The 21,838-nt window shown below is 32.6% G+C and carries 18 protein-coding genes and 1 pseudogene; 9 read left to right on the top strand and 10 right to left on the bottom strand.

Features of this window, described 5'->3' with window-relative positions:
* Positions 1 to 114 precede the first annotated feature (114 nt).
* The 8 genes from HN894_08990 to HN894_08955 all read right to left on the bottom strand — a co-directional run bounded on the left by HN894_08990 (position 115) and on the right by HN894_08955 (position 10,891).
* Positions 115 to 1,029, bottom strand: a complete 915-nt coding sequence (locus HN894_08990) for a hypothetical protein (protein ID MBT7143460.1) — start codon at positions 1,027 to 1,029, stop codon at positions 115 to 117.
* A gap of 9 nt (positions 1,030 to 1,038) precedes the next feature.
* Complete coding sequence (locus HN894_08985; GenBank protein MBT7143459.1) at positions 1,039 to 2,649, bottom strand: class I SAM-dependent methyltransferase; 1,611 nt, start codon at positions 2,647 to 2,649, stop codon at positions 1,039 to 1,041.
* Positions 2,636 to 5,611 carry an N-6 DNA methylase gene (locus HN894_08980; protein MBT7143458.1) on the bottom strand — a complete coding sequence of 992 codons (2,976 nt, stop codon included), beginning with the start codon at positions 5,609 to 5,611 and terminating at the stop codon, positions 2,636 to 2,638. Before HN894_08980 ends, HN894_08985 begins: the two co-directional genes overlap by 14 nt.
* 2 nt (positions 5,612 to 5,613) lie before the next feature.
* Positions 5,614 to 5,949 (bottom strand): helix-turn-helix transcriptional regulator, encoded by a 336-nt coding sequence (locus HN894_08975; GenBank protein MBT7143457.1) that lies wholly within the window; start codon positions 5,947 to 5,949, stop codon positions 5,614 to 5,616.
* Between the two features lie 182 nt (positions 5,950 to 6,131).
* Positions 6,132 to 7,973 (bottom strand): PQQ-binding-like beta-propeller repeat protein, encoded by a 1,842-nt coding sequence (locus tag HN894_08970; GenBank protein MBT7143456.1) that lies wholly within the window; start codon positions 7,971 to 7,973, stop codon positions 6,132 to 6,134.
* 31 nt (positions 7,974 to 8,004) lie between these two features.
* Positions 8,005 to 9,273 carry a 4Fe-4S binding protein gene (locus HN894_08965; protein MBT7143455.1) on the bottom strand — a complete coding sequence of 423 codons (1,269 nt, stop codon included), beginning with the start codon at positions 9,271 to 9,273 and terminating at the stop codon, positions 8,005 to 8,007.
* A 31-nt stretch (positions 9,274 to 9,304) separates the two neighbouring features.
* Entirely contained in the window at positions 9,305 to 9,856 is a 552-nt protein-coding gene (locus HN894_08960; GenBank protein MBT7143454.1) for a ferredoxin, read from the bottom strand.
* A gap of 72 nt (positions 9,857 to 9,928) precedes the next feature.
* Positions 9,929 to 10,891, bottom strand: coding sequence for a hypothetical protein (locus tag HN894_08955; protein MBT7143453.1), 963 nt, complete (start codon positions 10,889 to 10,891; stop codon positions 9,929 to 9,931).
* A gap of 113 nt (positions 10,892 to 11,004) precedes the next feature.
* On the opposite strand from HN894_08955, the gene glmM reads away from it, so the two are divergent.
* The 5 genes and pseudogenes from glmM (at position 11,005) to HN894_08930 (ending at position 14,107) form a co-directional block, all read left to right on the top strand.
* Positions 11,005 to 12,387: a phosphoglucosamine mutase gene (glmM, locus tag HN894_08950; protein MBT7143452.1), complete on the top strand. Its 1,383-nt coding sequence runs from the start codon at positions 11,005 to 11,007 to the stop codon at positions 12,385 to 12,387.
* Positions 12,388 to 12,548: 161 nt separating this feature from the next.
* The gene (locus HN894_08945; protein MBT7143451.1) at positions 12,549 to 12,875 is read left to right on the top strand and encodes a type II toxin-antitoxin system RelE/ParE family toxin; all 327 of its coding nucleotides are present in this window, start codon (positions 12,549 to 12,551) and stop codon (positions 12,873 to 12,875) included.
* 4 nt (positions 12,876 to 12,879) lie between these two features.
* A pseudogene (locus tag HN894_08940) lies at positions 12,880 to 13,176 on the top strand (helix-turn-helix transcriptional regulator).
* Positions 13,177 to 13,394: 218 nt separating this feature from the next.
* Positions 13,395 to 13,712 carry a nucleotidyltransferase domain-containing protein gene (locus HN894_08935; GenBank protein ID MBT7143450.1) on the top strand — a complete coding sequence of 106 codons (318 nt, stop codon included), beginning with the start codon at positions 13,395 to 13,397 and terminating at the stop codon, positions 13,710 to 13,712.
* Positions 13,646 to 14,107 carry a HEPN domain-containing protein gene (locus HN894_08930; GenBank protein MBT7143449.1) on the top strand — a complete coding sequence of 154 codons (462 nt, stop codon included), beginning with the start codon at positions 13,646 to 13,648 and terminating at the stop codon, positions 14,105 to 14,107. The genes HN894_08935 and HN894_08930 overlap by 67 nt, the downstream gene beginning before the upstream one ends.
* Positions 14,108 to 14,507: 400 nt before the next feature.
* Here the strand turns inward: HN894_08930 and HN894_08925 are convergent, their stop codons facing one another.
* Together HN894_08925 and HN894_08920 are read right to left on the bottom strand one after the other, a co-directional pair.
* Positions 14,508 to 15,236 carry a response regulator transcription factor gene (locus HN894_08925; GenBank protein MBT7143448.1) on the bottom strand — a complete coding sequence of 243 codons (729 nt, stop codon included), beginning with the start codon at positions 15,234 to 15,236 and terminating at the stop codon, positions 14,508 to 14,510.
* 224 nt (positions 15,237 to 15,460) lie between these two features.
* Entirely contained in the window at positions 15,461 to 16,468 is a 1,008-nt protein-coding gene (locus HN894_08920) for a histidine kinase (protein MBT7143447.1), read from the bottom strand.
* A gap of 241 nt (positions 16,469 to 16,709) precedes the next feature.
* Between HN894_08920 and HN894_08915 the strand changes: the two genes are divergently transcribed.
* From HN894_08915 to HN894_08900, 4 genes are all read left to right on the top strand, one after another.
* Positions 16,710 to 17,756: an agmatine deiminase family protein gene (locus HN894_08915; GenBank protein MBT7143446.1), complete on the top strand. Its 1,047-nt coding sequence runs from the start codon at positions 16,710 to 16,712 to the stop codon at positions 17,754 to 17,756.
* A 145-nt stretch (positions 17,757 to 17,901) separates the two neighbouring features.
* Positions 17,902 to 20,247 carry a TonB-dependent receptor gene (locus HN894_08910; GenBank protein ID MBT7143445.1) on the top strand — a complete coding sequence of 782 codons (2,346 nt, stop codon included), beginning with the start codon at positions 17,902 to 17,904 and terminating at the stop codon, positions 20,245 to 20,247.
* Positions 20,248 to 20,339: 92 nt separating this feature from the next.
* Complete coding sequence (locus tag HN894_08905) at positions 20,340 to 21,170, top strand: M23 family metallopeptidase (protein ID MBT7143444.1); 831 nt, start codon at positions 20,340 to 20,342, stop codon at positions 21,168 to 21,170.
* A gap of 118 nt (positions 21,171 to 21,288) precedes the next feature.
* Positions 21,289 to 21,507 carry a hypothetical protein gene (locus HN894_08900; protein ID MBT7143443.1) on the top strand — a complete coding sequence of 73 codons (219 nt, stop codon included), beginning with the start codon at positions 21,289 to 21,291 and terminating at the stop codon, positions 21,505 to 21,507.
* Positions 21,508 to 21,838: the final 331 nt, after the last annotated feature.

Genomic DNA, 21,838 nt, shown 5'->3' with positions numbered 1-21,838 from the left:
AGTTTATTCAGGCACTTCTTAGCAAGAATGAGAAGAAAAAGCAAGTGCTATACTAAAAAGTTAGAAATGTTGAAACAAGCTGTAATGATGCTCATGTTGAAATGGAATAATCAATTAAGTATACTTTGTTAACAATGCCAAAAATTTAAGCATTTGAGTGGTGAAATTGATAATGTCCTTTGAACTGCTTTGTATTTCTCCTATATCAATTAGTTGTTTTATGAATAACTGGTTCTCCAAATCATCAGGTAAGAGAACAGGAACATTTCTTTTTGGTAAAGGTTTTGTTTCAAAAGCTACTATAAAGCATCTCCCAAACTTTTTTGTAAAATCTTTATACGAAATTTCCAACGTCTTTCTATTTTTTATATCAGTGTACTTAGCTGATTGTAGATTTGAATACAGGCTATTGAATATAGCATCTACTTTTTCCTTATTTTGTTTGGTGCTTTTTGATATTTGGTTTTTTATTTTCTCTATAATTTCATCAGCATCAGTATCAATAGTCAGTTTAGTTAGAAATGCTCCCAGCTTTCTTTGACCAATAGAAATTACATTTTGAATATACTTTTTAAGCGTTTTATCTATTGTTTTAGCTTTTAATTCTTTTATTTTGTTAAGAACTGTATCAGTTTTATTATCTTTTTTAAAGAGTAAAAGAGCATTCAAAAAACTGTTATTATTTTCACTTTTATTTGTGGTTAAAATAAAAGAGTGTTTCTCTATAAAATTAGAATTGTCTTTGTTAGATTTAATGAAATCAACCCAATTACTTAGTGTTTTCCATAAGTCAGAATCTAATGTTGTTAAGTTTTTATTACTGCCCTGTTGAACTGTGTGTTTAGCTTGATATAAAATAGTTGTCCCGTCTGCTTTATCAATATAAATATCGTCTTTAACTTCAAATCCAATTTTTTCTCCTGGGTCAAGTTCAAGAGCTAAAGACATAAACAAATAGATTTGATAATCAAATCCAATAGCAATTGGACCAGCAGTATGTTGTTCTTGTATTTTATTTGCTATAGTCATAGTATTGATTTAATTTTTTCCTCTATTTAATCTCCTTTTAGATAACCTTTCCCAAATGTTATCAGCCAATTCAATTTCTGAATCAGTAAGTCCAAAATTCTCTTTTAATATTTTTTTATTTGTAATTTTAAGTAAATCCGAAATGTCTTTTTTCTCCCGAATCATTTTGTTGATTACTGGCAATAATTCCGCATTGTTTTGATTGTATGGTAAGAGAATTCTTTCGACTTCATTTGGCATTAGCTCCAAAACCCCGCCGCCGTGGCTTCTTCCACAAATTTCGGAGAACGCAAAAGAAAGCGAGTTGTAATAACTTGCTGTTAAGGCTTTTATTTCTGCATTTTCTTTTACCGTAACACGGTGCATAGTGTCAGTAGTATATGCTTTTGCTTCGTTGATTATCAATTTTGGATATTTGTTATTTCTGCGAATAAACAAAGCGTCAGAGATTCGTTGCGAAGGAACAATTTGCCATTCATCTCTAATTCTGCATTTATAGCCTTTGTTTATTCCTGCTTCTTCTCCCCATGCAATATAATCTTTTGCTCCAAGTGAACCGTTTAAATCCTTCATTTTTGGGAAGGACAAGAAATGTGTTCTTGCTTCTAAATCTCTATTTTTACGCCAGTCTTTTTCTGTGAATATTGCACTTGGAACTTGTACACTTCTGCCTACCAATGGTTTTGCATATTTCTCTAAGTTATAGAATTGTACAGTTGAAAGCGGTACAGTGAAAAACGGGTTTGAACCTGTTGTAATTCCAACTTCAACTTTTGCATAATCTCCTAATTTCCGAATTATTTTGTCTGATTGCAGTTTTTCTAAAAAATCAATTTCTTTTTGGTCGAGAAAATAGAAAGTCCATTTATTAGATTTGAAATCTATTTTTTTCTTTGGGCTTTTTAGTTTTGATACGTCCAATTTTTGCAGTTCTCCCGCATCTCGCAACTCCAGGTGTTCAATTAAATGTGTGTTGGTTTTATTTTTCTCGCATAACAGCAACACAACCTCTTGTTGAATATCCGGGAAAACCAATTTCTCAAAAGACACAATGTTTATTTTATTGTAGAACTGCCCTAAAAACTTTCTCAAAGGTTGAGCGTAAGAAACTTGTAAGATTTCCGCAGGAAGTACGAAACCAATCTTTCCTTCTTCTTTTAATAGTAGGGAAGACCCTACAACAAAAGAAACCCAAGCATTGGTAAGTTTGGAATATTTCAACTTTGCTTTTCCAAAAATTTCAGAAGCAAATTTCTGTTGCTCTCTGTCAAAATATTGGTAACGAATATAAGGAGGATTTCCAATTATTAAATCAAACTTTTGTTTTGTATTTATACAAAATTCGTGAAAATCAGAATTGATAATTTTTGATTTACCTAAGCTAATTTTTCCTGATTTGGCTGCTTCTACTTCATCAAATTCTATTGCTGTAACAGAATTATACTCGTAATTTCTTTTTTGGATTTCTTCTAAAAAAACACCATCACCACAACTTGGTTCAAGAATGTCTAATTCTTCATTTCCGTTAAAAGCCCATTTTAAAATAAATGAAGCAATTGGTTCAGGAGTGTAAAAGCCACCCCTTAATTTTTCCTTAGATGCTTCTTTAATTAGTTGCATATAATTTTGAAATTAAAGGAATAAGGCTGTCGCTTTCTCCCAAGTTAAACAATGTATTTAATGTCTGGTCTAATTCATTTTTTCGGCTATCAAATTGACGTTGAAGAGGAATTAATTTTCTGTTTTTTCCTTTACTCTTATCAATTTGACCTTGAATATCAATTAGTTCTTTCTGAATAGAAGCAATTTTATCATGTATTGCTTTTTCTTTTTTGTTTCCAAAATCAATAATTCTAATAGGTAGTTTCTTCAATACTTTTGTCCCTCTTGCAATGTATCCACCTCTAAATACTTCTCCGATTAATGCTGAAAACCATTCTAAGTATTTTGAATTTAAGAGGGCTTGGATATAATAAATTGAGTAGTGAAAATCATCAGGCAATGTAATCATACAATAGCCTGCTGTGCCTCCTGATGAAATTAAAGCTCCAAAATAATCAATTGCATATTTATTTCCCTGAGCCAAAACACCTACAATAATTTTTGCTGGAACATCACATTTGTCAAGGCTTTGATGTCTTCCAAAACGATACCATTCGTTAGGTGTTTCAGGTGTTGGTTTGATGTCTCTTTTTGGATTATTTAATTTGCTTTTGTAATAGTTTAGAAAAGAGAAAAAATTTGGGTATTTAGATTTTAATTTATCTATTTCAACAAATTGAATTCCTTCTTTTGTTTTCAAATATGGGTAAATAACAAAAGTATTCGGACTAAAAGGGCGATAGGTGTTCAGATTATCATCTCCGCTTGAAGTCTTGTAGTATGGTCTTGTTAATATTTTTTCTATTTTCCAATCAATTCCATCCTTTGAAAAATAAATGTATTTTTTATCTTCTTTTGTTTTGGAATGAATATAAATATTATTTGCACTTGTTTGAATGCCATTGTAAATATTATCAGAACCAATTAGGTTTTCTAAAGTTTCTGATTGTTTAATTATAGCATTGTAAGCTGGTTTTAAAATACCAGGAACAAGAATCCAATCATTTTTTTCAAGTTCGTCAAATTTAATGGAATCAAAATTTTCATCATTGATTTTTCTTGTTTTCCAATTTTTCAAAGAATCAACTTCTAAATAGTTCAATTCTTCTTGTTTATCTTTTTTAAGAATCAATAAACAGGTGTAAGTTGTTTTATCGTGGAATACCTGATTTGCTCCAAATGAGATTATTTGTTCCACAGAATTATTTGAAATAAGCAGTTCTCTCAACTTTTTTCCTGCTCCAACTTTTGTGAATTTGCTCGGAACAATATATCCAAAATAACCTTTTGGTTTCAGCAAGTCTAATCCTCTTTCAATGAATAAAAAGTACTTGTCAAATTGCTTGTAAGATGACGAATAGTGCTTTTTATATAAAGGCAATTCTAAAGGTGTAAACTGCTTCATATGTTCGGTTGCCATATATGGCGGATTGCCAATAATTACATCAAATTTTGTTTTTCCAAAATCAAAAGGGTTTATTTTGTCTTGATTTTTTTTAGTTGTTATGGAACTGTCAATTAAACTGTTTCCAAATTGAATATTTTCAAGGCTTGGGAGTGCAGGTATTGAAATTGTCGAATTGTCTTCATTCTCAAGGAGTTTAAGAAGTAGTCCGAATTTACAAGCTTCAACAGCATTGTAATCTTTATCAATTCCATATATGCAATTTTCTAAAATTGCCTTATTAATTTCAAATGGAAGTGTGAAAGTTTCAATTGATGTTTGGATTAACTTGTTAGTATCGTTTTGTAAATAGTAATCCACCAAAGTATCTTGTAATAATTGATAGGTTTCCAATAAAAACGCACCAGAACCACACGCAATATCCGCAAAAGAAGAATTTAAAATTTCTATATCAGTTTTACCTTCACAATATTTCACAACTGTTTGGCGCAAAATGTCTTGAATAATAAACATTGGAGTTGTTACAATATCTCTGTCTATATTTTCAGGTTTCTTCTTTAATAATATCCTACTATTTTCAATAGTTAATTGCTCTCCAAGAAATATTTCATAAATATTTCCTAAAATGTCAGATGAGAATACAGAAAAAGAATAACTACTTTCAGGAAAATACAGATGTTCGATGATAGTCCAAAAAGCAGAGCTGTTATTTGATATAATTTCCTTTGTCAAAGTATAATTAAAAAGTCCTGCATTATACTTTTTGTCGGCTTCTTTAAACTTTTCAATTAATGAATTGAAGTCATTTTTATCTGCAAAGTTCAAAAGTGTTTTGTAAGTTTCTAAATTTCTATCTTCACAAACACGTAAAAATATGATGCTATTTATGTACGACTGGACAATATCATTTAACTCCTCAATTGAAACATCTAGTTTGTGTGAATATATTTCTTTACCAAGAATGATTCTCCAATCATTTATTTGTGTAAGGAAAAGGCTATCAACACTTGACAATTTAAGTTGTTCTTCAATGCTTTTCCAAGTTTCGTCAAATTCTCCATTGTAAACCACTTGATGGCTTAATTGCTTTTTAATCTCCTCAAAAGCAGATTCATATTCGGTGTAGTGGTAAATATTTATGCGTGATTTGCTTACAGAATCGTCTTTTTCAACTTTTTTAGAACATTCGTATATTGCTAAATATTCAAAATTTGACAAAACCGATATTTTCAGTTTTGCTGTAAATCCATATCTGCGAACCTGCTTAGCAGGATCGTTGTCTTTTTCAATTTTTACATTTGGCTTTTTTGCTTCCAGAAAGAATTTTCGTTCAGAAAATAGTCTAAAAGTGTAATCAGGCTTTTTTGTGTTTGCAGTTGCGTCCGCTTTTAAGCCTTCTTCTAATAGAACTTCACGTTCATTAGTTGGTTTTCCTTCCGAGTTTTTAATGTCCCAACCAAGTAATTCGAAAAATGGGTCTAAGAAATCAGTTCTGAGTTGAGTTTCGTTATAACTCGCTTTCAGATATGTTTTCCTGTTTGAATTGTATTTTTTAACAAGGTCTTTTACAGTCATAATTATTTGAGATTAAGTGAGCCTTGTTTAATATTCTTTTCTTTTAAGTATTGAATTTTTTCTTCTGCTATTTTCAATATTTCATTAGGATTTTCCTCTTCCATTATTTGATAAGCAACTTTGTCGCTAAATAAGATAAGTCCCAAAATTTTTTCACTTTCGTTAAATAATTCAGCAAGTAGTGGCAACATTTCTTTGTTTGCAATTCTTTCTCCTCTTTCAATTTTACTCAATGTTGAAGGGTCAAGATCTAATACAGAAGCCACTTTTCTAAGCGGCAGTTTGTGTTCTTCCCTAAGTTTCTTAATATACTCTCCAAATGATTCTCTAATCGTCATTCCTTAAATTTTATTCCTAAACAATATTTCAGGACAATAATTGTCCAAAGATACTATTTTTTTTAGTGCGGAGGAAAGATTTTACTCTTTTATTTTTTAGGGAACTTCTAAAAATACAAATTTCTTCGTTGTTTCAAAATTTCAAAAAAAAGTTACATTTTATAATCATCTACAACTAATTCTCACTTCTCACCAATACAATACAAATTTTTGTCTGTCCTGATAAAAATTTTACCATTAGCAAAAGCCGGAGTGCTAACAACTTTTTCTCCTAGTTTTGGTTCTGCAATTATTTTAAATTCTTTGTCGGCAGAAAAAATGTGAGTAACTCCTAAGATATCAATAAGATAAATTTTGTTCTCAACCAATATTGGTGATGAATAAAATCCATTGTTGAACTCATGTTCCCAAAACTTTTTGCCTGTTTTTGCATCGTAGCAAGCTACTGCACCATAGCTGGTTGCAACGAAAAGATAATTTTTGTAGGCTATGGGGCTTGGCACATCGGAAAGATAATCGTAGTCTTCCCACAAGATTTTCGGTTCACCCGTAATATCAACAGCTACGAGGCTGGCATATTCGTTAAGGGCATAAACAACTCCATCTAAATAAGCAACCGATGGCCCCACTTCGCCGGTCATACAATCGATTTTCCAAAGTTCGTTACCAGTCGATAAATCATAAGAAGCAAGATATGGCTCTGAAAGTAAAATTATTTCAATTTTTGAATTATTCTCAGCCAAAACCGGCGATGCCCAGGAAACCCGCACGTCTCGCTCCGTACTCCACACAATGTCTCCAGACTTGGCAGAAAGTGCCATGATACTCGCCTCTTTTTTATGATCGAACTGAACAATAATTTTTTCGTCGCAAACTAATAATGAAGATGAATGCCCATAATGATTGTCAGGAACACCAAGATTTTTATTCCAAATTTTCGTCCCATTATAATTTAGTGCAACAACATCGCCATTAGCAAAAATAGCATAAACCATTTTTCCGTCAGTTGCAAGCGTTGGTGCTGAATGCCCTGTATCGTTCGTAACTTTGGGAGATTTGGCAGGCGAACCTGAAATCCCTTTCACATCGTAAGTCCAGAGCAATTTCCCTGAAGAAACTTCAAAACAAAAAATCTGTCGATTCAATGAATTTGCACCAGCAAGAAAAACATACTTACCCCAAACAATTGGAGAATTGTAACCTTGCAAAGGAATGGCTGCCTTCCATAAAATATTTGTACCATCGGTTCCGTCCCAATTTGTTGGAATGTTTTTATGATATGATATTCCAAGACCTTTTGGACCTCTAAAATTCGGAAAATTCTTCTCAATTTCAGCAAATGAAATTTCCTTTCTTTTATGCTCTATCTCTACTGGTTTATTTTCTCTTTCTTCTTTCAAAACTACATTTTCAACTTTCTCACCTTTTGTAGCTTCTTTTGGCAATTCTTTTTGCCGAAATGTTTCCTCAATTTTTTGAACTTGCAATTCAGGCTTGTGAATTTCAACTGTTTGAATTTCAATATTTGCTGAAACTGCTTCACTTTCAAATTTTTTTCCCAATTTTTCATAAGAAATATATGAAACAAATAGTGCGGAAATAGCTATCAAAACTCCACCAGATAAAATCCACTTTCTGGCTTTTTCCTTTATAGCTGTTTTTTCATTTTCGTCTATTAAAATAGGTGATATTTTTTCATTGTATTTTAAAACTTGAAGGGCAATTATTAAAATTGAGCTAAAAATCAGCAACAAATATCCGCCATTCTTGATTTGCCATCTATTGGTGAAGTATGCTTTTCTTGCTAACAAATCAAGTTCTCTTATTTCATTTTCTAATTGTTCGTCGGCAGAATTTGTGTTTAATCTATCAATAAGAGAGTTAATAACCTCAGTATTTACAGGGTCTAATCTATTTATTTGAAAATAGTTAGCAATAATTAAAAAGCAAATAATGAAAGTAAATATTCCTGAAATTATTGCAATTGAGCTCCAGAATTTTGTGTGGCTATTTTTTTTTAACATTAGTAAAACTTATTATTTCAAAATTCATAAATCATACAGATTTTTTTATAGGGCAATAATCAACGCATCTTGCACAACTATGGCAAGTTGCTTTATTAATAGTATAATCCGGACTGTAGCGAAAAACATTTAAATTAATCAGAGTCAGTCCGAAAACTAAACCAAGGTAGGCTCCAAGAAACCATGATCCATAATAAAAGCTGTTTACAACATTTGAGGCTTCTTCAAATAATTCGCTAACTGATTGACCAGAAGTTTTAAATCCAGAAATTTCTAATGCTTCATCGTCAATCAATCCAAAGTTAGTTTTGTTCATAATTTCTTTTGCTAAACGAACTTTTGCATTTGCCATTGCAAGATTTTCGTGAAAACTCGAAATTGATAATCCACCTATAATAATTAAAACCGGAAGTATTATTAAATATGAAATATATCGTTTTGTAGATTTTTTTGGATTTTCTCGCTCCTTCAGCAAATTAGGATTTTCAATTGAGCCTACCGGACATGAATCTTCGCAGAGTCGGCATTGGATACATTCATTTGGTGTGATTGTCAGATGTTTTCTTGAAAATCGAGAAAATAAATTCAGTAAAGCACCATAAGGGCATAAAAATCGACAATATGGCCGTGCAATAAAAACTCCAAGAAGAAGGAAAATTCCACCCACAATTAACATCATAAAACTTGCATTGAACCTGAAAAATCCGACAAAAGGATCGTATCTGCAAATTATAAAATCTGTACCGGTTGCAGAATATAAAACAGCCAGTCCGAGATATATGAAAGGTAAAATACCTAATATTTTCTCAAGCCAAGCTTCTAAATTAATTGGCTTAAAAACAAAAAGTTCTTGCAAAGCACCGAGTGGACAAATTCCTGCACAGAAAGTCCGACCGAATAGTAAGGTATATATTATTGGGATAAAGAAAAAAACTAATGCAGAAAAAGGAATTTCTGACCCGGGATTAAAAAGTGCAAAACTGACATTTTGAATAGAACCAACTGAACAAATGCAGCCCTGGCGATAAAAACCAAAATAAATGACTGAAAAAACTGTAATCCAAAAAACTGCCTTGCGAGACCGCTTTTTTACTATTACCCAAGATATTAAAGAAAGGCTTCCCACAAGGATTAAAATATCTAAATATTCTAAAATATTTGCTCTAGGCAGAGGAGAATGCATTTGCGGCTGCATATACTCAGTTTCAAATTCGGGCTTTGGAAATCGTTTTTGCCCTATAGCATTAATAACTAACAGATTGAAAGCAAATAAAACTATTATAAATTTCCACTTTTGCATAAATTTTTGAAAGTTTTAATAAAATAATCTTTTATTTTGAAAATTTATAAGGTTTGTTTACAGGTACTTTTTGGAAAGAATCGGTAGGACAGTTTTTTGCAATTGAACATTGATTACAATTTGTGCAAATATCAGGATTTACTTGCAATTGCAATGAACCATTTCCGAAAGCACCGCAACCAGCAACGCATTTGCCACAAGCAATACACAATTTTTCGTCAATTTTATATTCAAAAAACGGCTCCTCAACAAATTTTCGTTCAATGGCTCTGGTAGGACATAATTGATTTTCTGCAGCTGTGGTCAAATCTTTTACTTCTGTTCGAAAATATCCACCACACAAATCACAATATCCACACATATCATAAACGTGCATACATTTTACTGCAGATTGAGCTAAAACACAATCTGTAGCACAACGTCCACACTGTATGCACTTGGAAGCATCAAGCTGCCAAATAGTTTCACCACTAACATTGTTTTTAAACAAAATTGCACCAAGCCCGCCTAATCCAATAAATGCAGATACTCGTACGCTGCGATTAATAAAATCTCTTCTGCTTAAATTGTTATTTTTTTTCATTTATAATATTTCCTAAACTTTAATTTACAAATAGCTTAATGAAAGTTTCCTGTTTTTTCAATATTTTCTACACTATAACTTAACAAATATTCTAACTACTTTTTTTAAAGGATCTAAAACCACAATTCTATCATCGGAATCTACCGCAAGATCAATTCCTTTTGTCCCTTTTTCAAAACTATCGGGTCCGGCAACAACACAATCAAATTCACCAGATGGCTTGTAAACTTTTACCCTTTCAATGCCTTTTTCGCTCGTAACGAAAGAACCGTTTGACAAAATTGCAATATTAGATGGGTTGCAACAACCACAAAAACCCTGGATCTGCATAGAGGATTTTGTCCAACTTGAAATCAAATTGCCCTCATCTGTGTAGGCTTCAAGCGAATGTCTGCCAGGATTTACTACCCATAGTTCACCATCCCTGCCAATTTTTAAATCGAAATATGAACTTGGTATTACAAAACCGAAAATTCCTTGAACAGTGTCTTTATCGCCAATTCTATTTAATAATTCTCCATTGATATTATAGTGCCACACAATTCCATTTCCTGCATCTGCAACGAAAATTGAAGAATCTTTAATAGCTAAAGATGTGATTAAAACATTATCTGCCTTTATGAGCCAAGATTTTTCCAATTTTCTTTCATGGTTCCATAATTGAATAGAATTTTTAGTACCTACATAAAGCTCATCAAAACTACTAATAGCCATGCAATTAACTGCACTGGAGGCTTTCAGGGCATAAGTAAACTTTCCGAACTTATCGAAAACAGAAATTTCATCTTGCCCTCCAACAAAAATATTGCTCTGATTATCGACTGCAATACATTTTGGCTCAGAAATTTCTAATTCTAATTGATGAATTTCTTTGAAACAAAATTTTGTAGAATCAATTTTCTTTAAACTTTCTAAATCGTATTTATAAGGATTTTTTTTTGATGTATTTTTAGTATCCACAAAATCTTTTACCATAAGCGATATCGCAACAACAATTATAATAAGCAAAGCCCCAATGAAAACTTTTTGTTTCATAAAAATACGTTTAATACATTTTCTTATTTCAACACAAAAATATAATTAATTTTGCCAAAAAATAAATAATGCAATTTGAACTGTTTTAGCAGGATCGATTTAAAAACTATACTATGACATTAATAAAATCAATATCAGGAATTAGAGGAACTATCGGTGGCAAGCCCGGCGAAGGCATGAATCCTTTAGATTTAGTAAAATTTACCAGTGCATTTAGCCAGTGGGTGAAATTGCAAAGCAAGGGTGAAAAAAAGCTAAAAGTTGTTGTTGGAAGAGATGCAAGAATTTCCGGCGATATGCTGAACAGAGTTGTTACAGCAACTTTTTCGGCCATGGGTATAAATGTAGTTGATATTGGGCTTGCAACAACCCCAACTTGCGAAATTGCAGTTCAAGAAATTGAAGCCGATGGTGGAATAATTTTAACAGCAAGCCATAATCCAAAACAATGGAATGCACTTAAATTGTTGAATAATGAAGGAGAGTTTCTTTCTGATCTTAATGGTAAAAAAGTATTAGAACTTGCAGAAATTCAAGACTTTGATTATGCTAAAATTGATGATATTGGAGAAATAATTTGCGACTATTCTTTTACGAAAAAGCATATTGACAAAATATTAGCATTAGAATTGGTTGATAGAGAAGCTATTAAAAATGCCAATTTTAAAATAGCAATAGATTGCGTCAATTCGGTGGGCGGCATTGCAATTCCACAACTTCTTGATGCTCTCGGAGTTCAACAAGTTGAAAAGCTTTATTGCGAACCAAATGGAATTTTTCCGCACAATCCCGAGCCACTACCTGAAAATCTCACTGAGCTTTCAAATCTGGTAGTTGAGAAAAAAGTCAATCTCGGATTTGTTGTAGATCCCGATGTAGATCGTCTCGCAATTGTTAATGAAGACGGAACTATGTTTGGCGAAGAATATACCCTTGTTGCAGTTGCCGATTATGTTTTAAGCAAATCGAAATCGAATACTGTTTCGAATCTTTCCTCGACACGTGCATTGCAAGATGTTACCGAAAAACACGGAAAACAATATTTTGCCTCGGCAGTTGGCGAAGTGAATGTTGTGAATGCAATGAAAAAACACAATGCTACTATTGGCGGCGAAGGAAATGGCGGAGTAATTTTTCCTGAGCTACACTACGGACGAGATGCTTTGGTTGGCATTGCTTTGTTTTTGTCACAACTTGCAAAATCCGGCAAAAAATGTTCTGAACTACGAAAAACCTATCCAAACTATTTCATTTCGAAAAACAAAATGGTAATAGACGAAAACATTGATGCAGATGCTATTTTCACTAATCTAAAAGAAAAATATTCAGCAAATAAAATTATTGATATTGATGGTATCAGAATAGATTTTGATCAGGAATGGGTTCAAATTAGGAAATCGAATACCGAGCCAATTATTCGGATTTATGCCGAAAGCACGAGCGAAGAAAATGCGGACAGCTTGGCACAGAAAATAATAGAAGATATTCAAATATAAATGGAGATTAAAAATTAAACTTTAACAGAGCTATTTACGATAAGTAGCGTAACGATACTGTAGAATTAGATATTTTTAATAGGTAGCAAAAATCTTGACAATTCACGAAAATAAACTTGGATTGAGTTATCATTTAAGATAACTTTATCACATGATTAAAAATCATATTTCGTGAAGAATATTTTGTTGACTTTTACAAGACACTTGATATTAAAGTAAAATCGAAATTTCAATATGTATTCGAGTTAATCAAGCAGGTTGAAAAGGTGCCAAAAAAGTTTTTAACATCAATGACCGGATACGATGGACTTTTTGAAATCCGAGTTGAATATCAATCAAATATTTATCGTGTTTTTTGTTGTTTTGATAAAGGAAAACTAATTGTTCTTTTTAATGGGTATCAGAAAAAAACACAGAAAACACCTAAGAATGAGATTGAAAAAGCAATGAAATTAAAAGATGAATATTTTAGACTTAAAAAAAAATAATATCATGACAGACTATAGTAACATAAAAACATTCGATGAATTACTTGAACGGGAACATGGTAAAATCGGTTCAGAAAGCAGAAACACCTTCGAGGAGAAAGCTCAAATGTTCATTATAAGTGAAATTTAAAGAAGCAGGTAGAGAAGCAAAACTAACACAAGAACAATTAGCGGAAAAAGCAGGAACAAAAAAAGTTATATTTCAAAAATTGAGAATGCGAAAGGAAATATACAACTTTCAACTCTAATCCGAATTTTTGAGACTGGTTTGAATAGAAAAATTGGACTGACTTTTCTTTAAGAATTGGAATCAAAAGAATTACGCCCCCCAACACCCAAAAATATAAAAACAACATAAAACAACTGAGCCCCGATGAAAAATCGGGATTGAAATAATATAGTGAAGGATTTGGCTTATATGTATTTTTAAAAATTTGGGTATTCTGTAGAGAGTTTTCGTATTATAGAAAATGATGAAAAATAATTAATAGCATTAATTTAATTTTGTATTTTTGAATTATGAAAAAAGAAAAAAAAAATATAGTTAGATTAATTCGTAGTTCTGTTAACGATATAGATACCTCAGCAGATGTTATACTTTATGGTTCGCGAGCACGAGGAGACGAACGAACAGATTCAGATTGGGATCTTCTTATTCTAACAAATTACCCTATAGATTTAGAGGCAGAAAATATTTTTCGAAATAAATTATATGATTTAGAATTGGAAACTGGCGAATCTTTCTCGGTTTTTGCATATTCAAAAACCGAATGGCATACAAGACAAAAGATTACACCGTTTTATCAAAATGTAACACAAGAAGGAATCCTGTTATGAATCAAGAAGAACGATTGGAATATGTGAAATTTCGCATAGAATCAGCATATCAAACTTATGATGCAGCTAAATCATTATTTGAAAATGAATTTTGGAATTCATCGGTGAATAGGTTGTATTATGCTATCTTTTATGCAGTGAATGCTTTATTGGTGTATAATAAAATTAAAACAAAAACACATTCTTCTGTTAAAAGTCAGTTCTCTCTTCATTTTATTAAAACAGAAAGACTTGATAAGAAATATGGACAATTATTGAATATTTTATTTGACTTGCGACAAAAGGGGGATTATGAAAATATGTATAATTATAATAAAGAGTCGGTTGAGCCATTAATTGAGAAAGTTGGCAAAATGCTACAAGTAATTGAAAATGAGATTAAAAACGCCATTTAACACCACCAAAGAAAATAAAAACAGCATAAAACAGCTTAGCCCCGATGAAAAATCGGGATTGAAATAATATAGTGAAGGATTTGGCTTATATGTATTTTTAAAAAATTGGATATTTCGGCGGGAGTTGGAATTTCGGGTTTGTCTTCCGAAAGTTAGGTAATATTTGATAATAATTACTCCCATTTGACGGCTTTTCAGTAATGATTGCTCACCGAAAGCCTTTTTAGCATTTTGCCCAATATTTCAGACAATTCTTTTACTACAAATTCATTTTTTTCAGTTTTATCTCTTCTTCCTAAATTAATAAAGATGAACTTACGAAATTACTACTGAATTAGCTTGGCTTGGGTTTAGATCAACACATGGTTTAGCGCATGTGAGTATTGGAGATTTTCGAAGTTTAAAGCAATTTATTCTTATCAATTCGTTTAATCAACTCGTGTTTTAGGTTTTTGCTTATAGGAACTATAATGCCGGAGCCCATAATTAGCTGATTACCATTAATCCCCTCAATTTTAGTGAGGTTTACAATAAATGATTTCTGGCAACGAAAAAACTCAGCAGAAGGTAAAATGTCCACTAAAGAACTAATGCTCATTAGTGTTGTTACCATTTTACCTGTTAAATGAAATTTTACATATTTCTGCATACTCTCCACAAAAACAATATCATTAAAATGAATTTTAACAGCTTTGTAATCCGATTTTACAAAAATGTAATCATCACTAACATTATTTATATGTGTCGATTCATCCTCCGACTCATTTCCCTTCAGAAGTGATAATACTTTATTTATGGCTTTAAAGAAACGATCGAAACGAACAGGTTTTAACAGATAATCAACCACATTCAGTTCATAGCTTTCTAAAGCAAATTCTGAGTATGCCGTAGTGAAAATCGTATATGGAGATCTGTTAAGCGATTTTAGGAATTCAATACCAGTTAAATCAGGCATTTCAATATCAAGGAACATGATATCAATGGAATGCTCATTTAGTGCCTGAAGAGCTTCCATTGCCGTATGACATTTTGAAACAATATTTATGTTTGAAATTTTTGTTAAATGAGTTTCGATTAAATCCTGAGCAAGCGATTCATCATCAACAATAATACAGTTATATGTTTTCATCAGTTTAAATTTATATAATTCACAGATATCAAGTAATATACAATTTTATTATTAATCTCCTGTTTATCAGTACCTATCAGATGTGCGACAAATTGCACAAAATTCAAAATTTTCTCTTTTCTTGCTTTACCCCTATCCCTAAAGGGAGTCAGAAAAAGAGAAAATTTTGAAAATCCCCTTTAGGGGACTTAGGGGCTAAAAATGCAATTTGTCATACTCCCTACCTATCTCATATGCGTCCTGTTTGATGAAGTTAATTCTATTTGCAGTTCTACCTTAAATATACCATTATTATTGAAAATATCTACACGATGCATTTTAGGGTAATAATACTGCAATTGCTTTTTAATATTCTCCAACCCGATTCCTGTTTTTTTATTAGATTCTTGAAATGAATTAGCTGTAGAAAACTTGAGCAAATTGTTTTCTACAAAAATTTTGAGTTTAAGAAAGCCATCTATATTATAAGCTATATCACTATGTTTAAAACAATTTTCCACAATATTAATGAGTATCAAAGGTGTAATTTTTTGAGAACTGTTTAATCCGTTTACTGTTATTGTAATGTTCTTTTCAGCTTTTAATTTTTTCAGTAATTGTAACTCTATGTAATTATTTATTAGCTCAACTTCCCTCTCTAACATGACTTCCTGTTTATTCCCTTCGTAAATAACATATCTCAAAATATCTGAAAGTTTTTCAATCATCACAGGAGCATTGTCGTGTTTAATTACACTTAAAGAGTAAATATTGTTTAATGAATTAAATAAGAAATGAGGGCTGACTTGCGACTTTAAAAACAATAATTCGGCTTGAAGTTTCTCATTGTGTAAGGCAAGCCTGTTATGTTTCTCATGATGATACAAAGTAAAATACCAATACAAAAACGAAATCAAGGTAAAGAGAATATAATTTATTAAAAAACCTAAAATGACTCTCAATTCGTTCTCATCAATAAGATAATAACCCAAACCGGAATAAAAGTAGGGTAGCAATATTGCAATGAGAAAAACAAATAAGCCAATAATATATAATTTGCTTCCTTTAGGCACTAATATTCTGGGAATAAGAACATGTAAATTGAAATAAAAGATAAGTGCATGAATGGTAACTTCAACACATGATAGGCCAATAGCAGGTAACAAATCAAATGCATATTCAAGCAAATCGAAAGCAAAGAAGAATACGAATATCCAGAATAAAATATGGTAGATAGGTTTTATTTTTTGCATATACTATTTATTTCATCAGCCAAACATAAAGGTAATTCTTAAGATAAAATAATCTTTGTAATGAAATGTCGAACTTTGGGAATGAAATGTTCATTTTTGTCCATATTCCCAAATATTGTATTTGTGAACCCATTTCAAAGTATTTGGTTGAAAATAGTTTTTCATACTAATCATAACATATAATTTTGCCTATGTATAATTTAAAAGTAAATAATTAATGTCTAATTTAGAAAATGAAAAAATGAAAAAAAATATGATTAGTCTGCTGTCCCTTTTATTTGTATGCTTAAGCTGGTCTTGTACAAAAGAAGATATTAAAAATGAATTGGATAATATACAATATCCTGATACAACAGTACTCTATCAAAATGCCAGAGTCCCGGCAGAATGGGAACCCCATGGAGCAACCTGGATTCAATGGGCCCTGGATTGGGAAGCAAGTATGCGGAAGCCTTTTGCTGATATTATTGCAATAGTAAAGCAATACGAACCAGTACACCTGATAACAATTTCGGAAACTGAAAAAACTGAAGCCATTGAGTTCATGGCCAACGAAGGAGTAACACAAGATAACATTACCTGGCACATTTTTGATATTGACAATTCGTGGATGCGCGATTGTGGCCCAATTTACTTAACCGATGGTGAACACACATGGATACAGAACTGGAAATTTGATGGTTGGGGTACAGGATTTGGTAACATTCCCTGGCAAAACGACAATCAAGTCCCTGTAAATGTTGCCGGATATTTGGGTCTGGAAGTTGAAGACAGACAAGACTATGTTTTGGAAAAAGGTAATGTTGAGGTAAATGGCAATGGCATTTTAGTTATTAATTGGGATTGCCAGAAAGACAGAAATCCGAATGTGTCTCAGGCACATCAGGAAATCCTGTTGAAGAATGCCCTGGGGATTACAAAAGTAATTTGGGCATATGGCCACTACGACGGTGATGGAACCATTGGCCATATTGATGGCACTGCCCGGTTTATTGATGAAAATACCATTGTGATTGCAGATTATGGTTCCAACTTAGAAAACAATCTGGCTCTTGCTTGCCAGAATGAGGATCTGGAAGTAATTATGTATCCTGGTGATTTAAACTGGCTGGTAGGAAATGGTTTTGTGGTTGCCATGGGAAACGGGAATGCCAATGATGAACTTATAAAATCTGAACTGGAAGAGCTCTGGCCAAATCATGATGTACATGTAATTGATGGTTCAAATATGGTTGATTTAGGTGGCGGAATTCATTGTGTTACCAATGATCAACCAGTAATTTTTTAAATATTTAGTCCCTAAGGTTTGGCTGACCAATAAAGTTAGATATGTTTAAATTAGCTCCCTATTCTATTTTCATAAATCAGAAGATTTTTTACATTAAAAAATAAAAATAATAATGGAATTTCAATTTTATATAAACATAGAGAATATGATAAAATCAAAATTTATTTATTTAATATTTGCTTGTCTTTCCTCCTTTCCTTTATTAGCACAACAAACTGTAAGAGGAGTGATTATAGATTTAGATTCAAAAGTTGCAATTCCTTTTGCAACAATTCAGTTACTCGATAGTTCACATGCAATTGGAACTGTATGCGATGAGTCTGGCAAATTTCGTATAGAAAATGTTCCGATTGGCCGCCAAAGTTTTGCTGTATCCTGCATGGGTTACGAAAATGGATATTTGAATAATGTTGATATCACTATGGCGAAAGAAGTAATTGTTGATATAGAACTTCAGGAAAGTTTTACAAATTTAGATGAAATAGTTATTAGTGGAGGAAGAGACAAAAGGAAACCGCTTAATGATTTTGCCACAATAAGTGCCCGTTCTTTCAGTGTGGAAGAAACCAACCGATATGCAGCTTCTATCGGCGATCCGGCACGACAGGCACTTAATTTTGCCGGTGTAACTGGGAATGGAAATGATTTAAGCAACGAAATTGTTATCCGGGGGAATTCTCCCTGTGGTTTCTTATGGCGTCTGGAAGGGGTTGAAATCCCAAATCCAAATCATTTTGATTACCTCGGTAATTCAGTAGGATCGGTGAGTATATTAAGCTCGAATATTCTTACAACTTCCGATTTTTATACTGCTGCTTTTCCAGGCGAATTTGGAAATGCTACTTCCGGGGTTTTTGATTTGAATTTCAGGAAAGGCAACAATGAACAAAATGAAACAAGGATTGCCGCTGGTTTTTTAGGATTAGAAATAGCTACGGAAGGACCCTTCAGCAAAAAACAGGGTTCATCGTACATTTTTAATTATCGCTATTCAACGCTTTCTATTCTCAATACCATGGGAATAAAGGTAGCCGGTGATGCATTACCCAATTATCAGGATCTGAGTTTTAATATGAATTTCCCAACTAAAAAAATGGGAATTTTTAATATTTATGGTTTAAGTGGGAATAGCTGGTTTACCTATGAATCTACAGAAGATTATGGTTATGGACTAATTCAGGAAACCGAAGAAGAAAAAGCCAAAACCGCAATTTCCGGCATCAGACATCTGATTTTTGTTTCCGACCGGGCCTTTATTAAAACTTCGCTTAATTATAGTTTCAAAAAAGCTGATGTTACAGAGCAGGAAAAAAATGACACGTATTATTATAAATATTTAGAAAATACAGAATTACTAACAACACGATTATCAACTTTGTATAATCATAAACTTAATGCTAAACATACAATACAGAGCGGATTAATCATAAGCCACTTAAATGAAAAAGCAAAGAATCATGAGACAGATGAAGGTATTGAAACAGTATATGATGACTTCAATAAAAGTACAAATCAGTTTCAGGCCTATGTTCAGTGGAAATGGAGGTTATACAAGGATATAACCATAAATAGCGGATTGCATAGTTTGTATTATGGTTTTACCAAAAACTATTCGATAGAACCCAGGTTTGCGTTAGGCTGGGAATACAGCAAAAATAAATCGTTGAGCTTAGGAATGGGTTTACACAGCCGTGCAGAAGACCTATATGTATATTTAATTGAAAAAGAAGATGCTTCAGGTTACAAAACTCAACCGAATAAAGATCTGGAATTAACTAAATCAGCACACTTTGTTTTGGGCCATACTTGGAACATGAATAAACATACCAGCCTAAAAGTCGAAGCATATTTCCAGCATTTATATGATCTGCCATCCAACTCAAGCGAAAAATTTATTTCAATTAATATCAGGGATATTTTTGAATACCAATCAGTAAATAATGTAACGAATGATGCTGTTGGTAGGAATTATGGAGTTGAGCTTACAATAGAAAGGTTTCTGCACAAAAACTTTTATTATCTGTTTACCATGTCAATGTACGAGTCAAAGTTTTCCTTTGATAAAAAAACATTTTACAATACCCAGTATAATGGGAATTATATTGTAAATGCACTTATTGGAAAAGACTTTAAAATTAGAAAGGAGAAAGAAAATACCATTGGGATTAATTTAAAGGCAACCTATGCCGGAGGACAGCGATATACTGCGACAGATGAACAATTGTCAATTCTGAACGAGGAGATCACCTATTCAAATATTCCTTTTACAGAAAACGCGAATGAATATTTTAAGATTGATGCAGGGATCAATTATAAGCTTAATTTCAAGAGAACAACACATATGTTAAGCCTTAATGTTCAGAATCTGACCAATAGGTTAAATGAGTTTGAACCAGATTTTGAATTGTCAAAAACAGGTGACAAAGTCAAGAAAGAAGTAATAACACAAAGTGGTATCATTCCGATTTTGAAATATTCTATTGATCTTTAGCATGAAGAAGGGTCATTTCTTATATGAAAATATTTAAGGAACTGTTTAAGTTTCTAAGAACCATTAAATAATTCTAAAGTTAAAATAATAAAATGGAAAAGAAAAAAATGTTATTTAGTATTAAAAATAATCCAATTGGCATATTCATTTTTGGATTAATACAGGCTACTATCCGACGAATGGAACCAAAGGCAATCATGCAACTAAGATTCATGATTATTTATCCGGCACTCGTACTTCTCCTGCAGGGTGGTTGTAGTAAAGACGACATCGACTTGAATGACACTTCCTGGTACATAACAATAGTTGAAAACAATGCCCCTACATACGGATTTGATTTCCCGGTCGAACCAGGCGAAATGGATGGTTGGAAGGAGCCTTCAGCCCCTGTCCCGGAAACTGACCCTTCCTTTGATCCATCCAGTTATCTCGCTAACAGGGAAGATGGTATTCACCCTGCAATAGATTTCTTTAAAGAAGATGGTTCAAGTGCAGCAGGGCATGAGCTTTGGGCTATTGGCGAAGGTGTGGTCGTTGACATCGTTTATGATCGTGAAGCCTATCCAGCTAAACATGATGGCGGAGATAGAGATGCGGGATGGGGCAACCTTATCCTTATTCAACACGATTATATAGAAAATGGGGTCAATAAAAGAGTTTATGCTCAATACGCCCACTGTGCAACCATTGAAGTAGAACTCAACGAAGTCGTCAAACGTAATCAACGCATTGGACTGGTAGGGCACACTGATGGAGTGATAGGGACCGAGTCGTGGAACGACCATCTGCACTTTGAAATACGCATAACCAACTTTAGGGCAGATGTGTGGCCACAGGGCATTGGCCTGACTACAGATGAAGTTGTATCACAGCACTATACACACCCTCTGGAGTTCATCAGGGCTCACAGGCCGGCTGATTAGCCCAGGAGACGTAGTATTCTTGAATTGATATTCAAAAAGGAACTTGGCTCTATTGAGGTTGGAAAGCTGGAAGACATATAGTAATTGACAAAGGTTTATTTGCGGCTGCAAAGAAAACATGAAGCTGGTAATAAATCTCAAAGAGTTGATGACACTTTTCGAAAGAATAATTGTGTTTAGAAACATTAAAGGATTTGCAAAATCAAACCATCAGGTAATTGGTAACTTTAATAATGATGTATCAAATGTATCCTTGTTTTTAGCTGGAGATTATTTGTTTTATGCTAACATTGATGGGACTATGATTAGCAGATGGAACAGTGCAAAGAAAGTTTGAAAATATTTAAAATGATTTCAATACATCCAAAATAAGAGCATTAATTATCTGAATCCAGAAAAATGCAGATATTACCTAAGAATATAAAAACTGCGTAAAACTACTGAGCCGGGCTCAGTAGTCCCTGTGAAAAATCAGTATTGAACTAAACCCAAGTTAGTGGATTTATTGACTTGGAATTTCCAATTTGTTTTCCGAAGATTTGGTAATATTTGATAATTATTATTTCCATTTGACGGTTTTTCAGTAATGAATACACGCTAAAAGCCATTTTTGCATTTTGTCCAATATTTCAGACAATGCTTTTACAGAAATTTCTTCGCTCTATCTT

The organism is Bacteroidota bacterium (assembly GCA_018692315.1).
In the GTDB taxonomy this organism is placed as follows: domain Bacteria; phylum Bacteroidota; class Bacteroidia; order Bacteroidales; family JABHKC01; genus JABHKC01.
This window is presented reverse-complemented; position numbering and strand designations above follow the sequence as displayed.

What these genes read in the sequence shown, in the direction of transcription:
- HN894_08990 (MBT7143460.1), bottom strand. Translation starts at nt 1,029, where the DNA reads ATGACTATAGCAAATAAAATACAAGAACAACATACTGCTGGTCCAATT.
- HN894_08985 (MBT7143459.1), bottom strand. Translation starts at nt 2,649, where the DNA reads ATGCAACTAATTAAAGAAGCATCTAAGGAAAAATTAAGGGGTGGCTTT.
- HN894_08980 (MBT7143458.1), bottom strand. Translation starts at nt 5,611, where the DNA reads ATGACTGTAAAAGACCTTGTTAAAAAATACAATTCAAACAGGAAAACA.
- HN894_08975 (MBT7143457.1), bottom strand. Translation starts at nt 5,949, where the DNA reads ATGACGATTAGAGAATCATTTGGAGAGTATATTAAGAAACTTAGGGAA.
- HN894_08970 (MBT7143456.1), bottom strand. Translation starts at nt 7,973, where the DNA reads ATGTTAAAAAAAAATAGCCACACAAAATTCTGGAGCTCAATTGCAATA.
- HN894_08965 (MBT7143455.1), bottom strand. Translation starts at nt 9,273, where the DNA reads ATGCAAAAGTGGAAATTTATAATAGTTTTATTTGCTTTCAATCTGTTA.
- HN894_08960 (MBT7143454.1), bottom strand. Translation starts at nt 9,856, where the DNA reads ATGAAAAAAAATAACAATTTAAGCAGAAGAGATTTTATTAATCGCAGC.
- HN894_08955 (MBT7143453.1), bottom strand. Translation starts at nt 10,891, where the DNA reads ATGAAACAAAAAGTTTTCATTGGGGCTTTGCTTATTATAATTGTTGTT.
- glmM (MBT7143452.1), top strand. Translation starts at nt 11,005, where the DNA reads ATGACATTAATAAAATCAATATCAGGAATTAGAGGAACTATCGGTGGC.
- HN894_08935 (MBT7143450.1), top strand. Translation starts at nt 13,395, where the DNA reads ATGAAAAAAGAAAAAAAAAATATAGTTAGATTAATTCGTAGTTCTGTT.
- HN894_08930 (MBT7143449.1), top strand. Translation starts at nt 13,646, where the DNA reads ATGGCATACAAGACAAAAGATTACACCGTTTTATCAAAATGTAACACA.
- HN894_08925 (MBT7143448.1), bottom strand. Translation starts at nt 15,236, where the DNA reads ATGAAAACATATAACTGTATTATTGTTGATGATGAATCGCTTGCTCAG.
- HN894_08920 (MBT7143447.1), bottom strand. Translation starts at nt 16,468, where the DNA reads ATGCAAAAAATAAAACCTATCTACCATATTTTATTCTGGATATTCGTA.
- HN894_08915 (MBT7143446.1), top strand. Translation starts at nt 16,710, where the DNA reads ATGAAAAAAAATATGATTAGTCTGCTGTCCCTTTTATTTGTATGCTTA.
- HN894_08910 (MBT7143445.1), top strand. Translation starts at nt 17,902, where the DNA reads ATGATAAAATCAAAATTTATTTATTTAATATTTGCTTGTCTTTCCTCC.
- HN894_08905 (MBT7143444.1), top strand. Translation starts at nt 20,340, where the DNA reads ATGGAAAAGAAAAAAATGTTATTTAGTATTAAAAATAATCCAATTGGC.
- HN894_08900 (MBT7143443.1), top strand. Translation starts at nt 21,289, where the DNA reads ATGAAGCTGGTAATAAATCTCAAAGAGTTGATGACACTTTTCGAAAGA.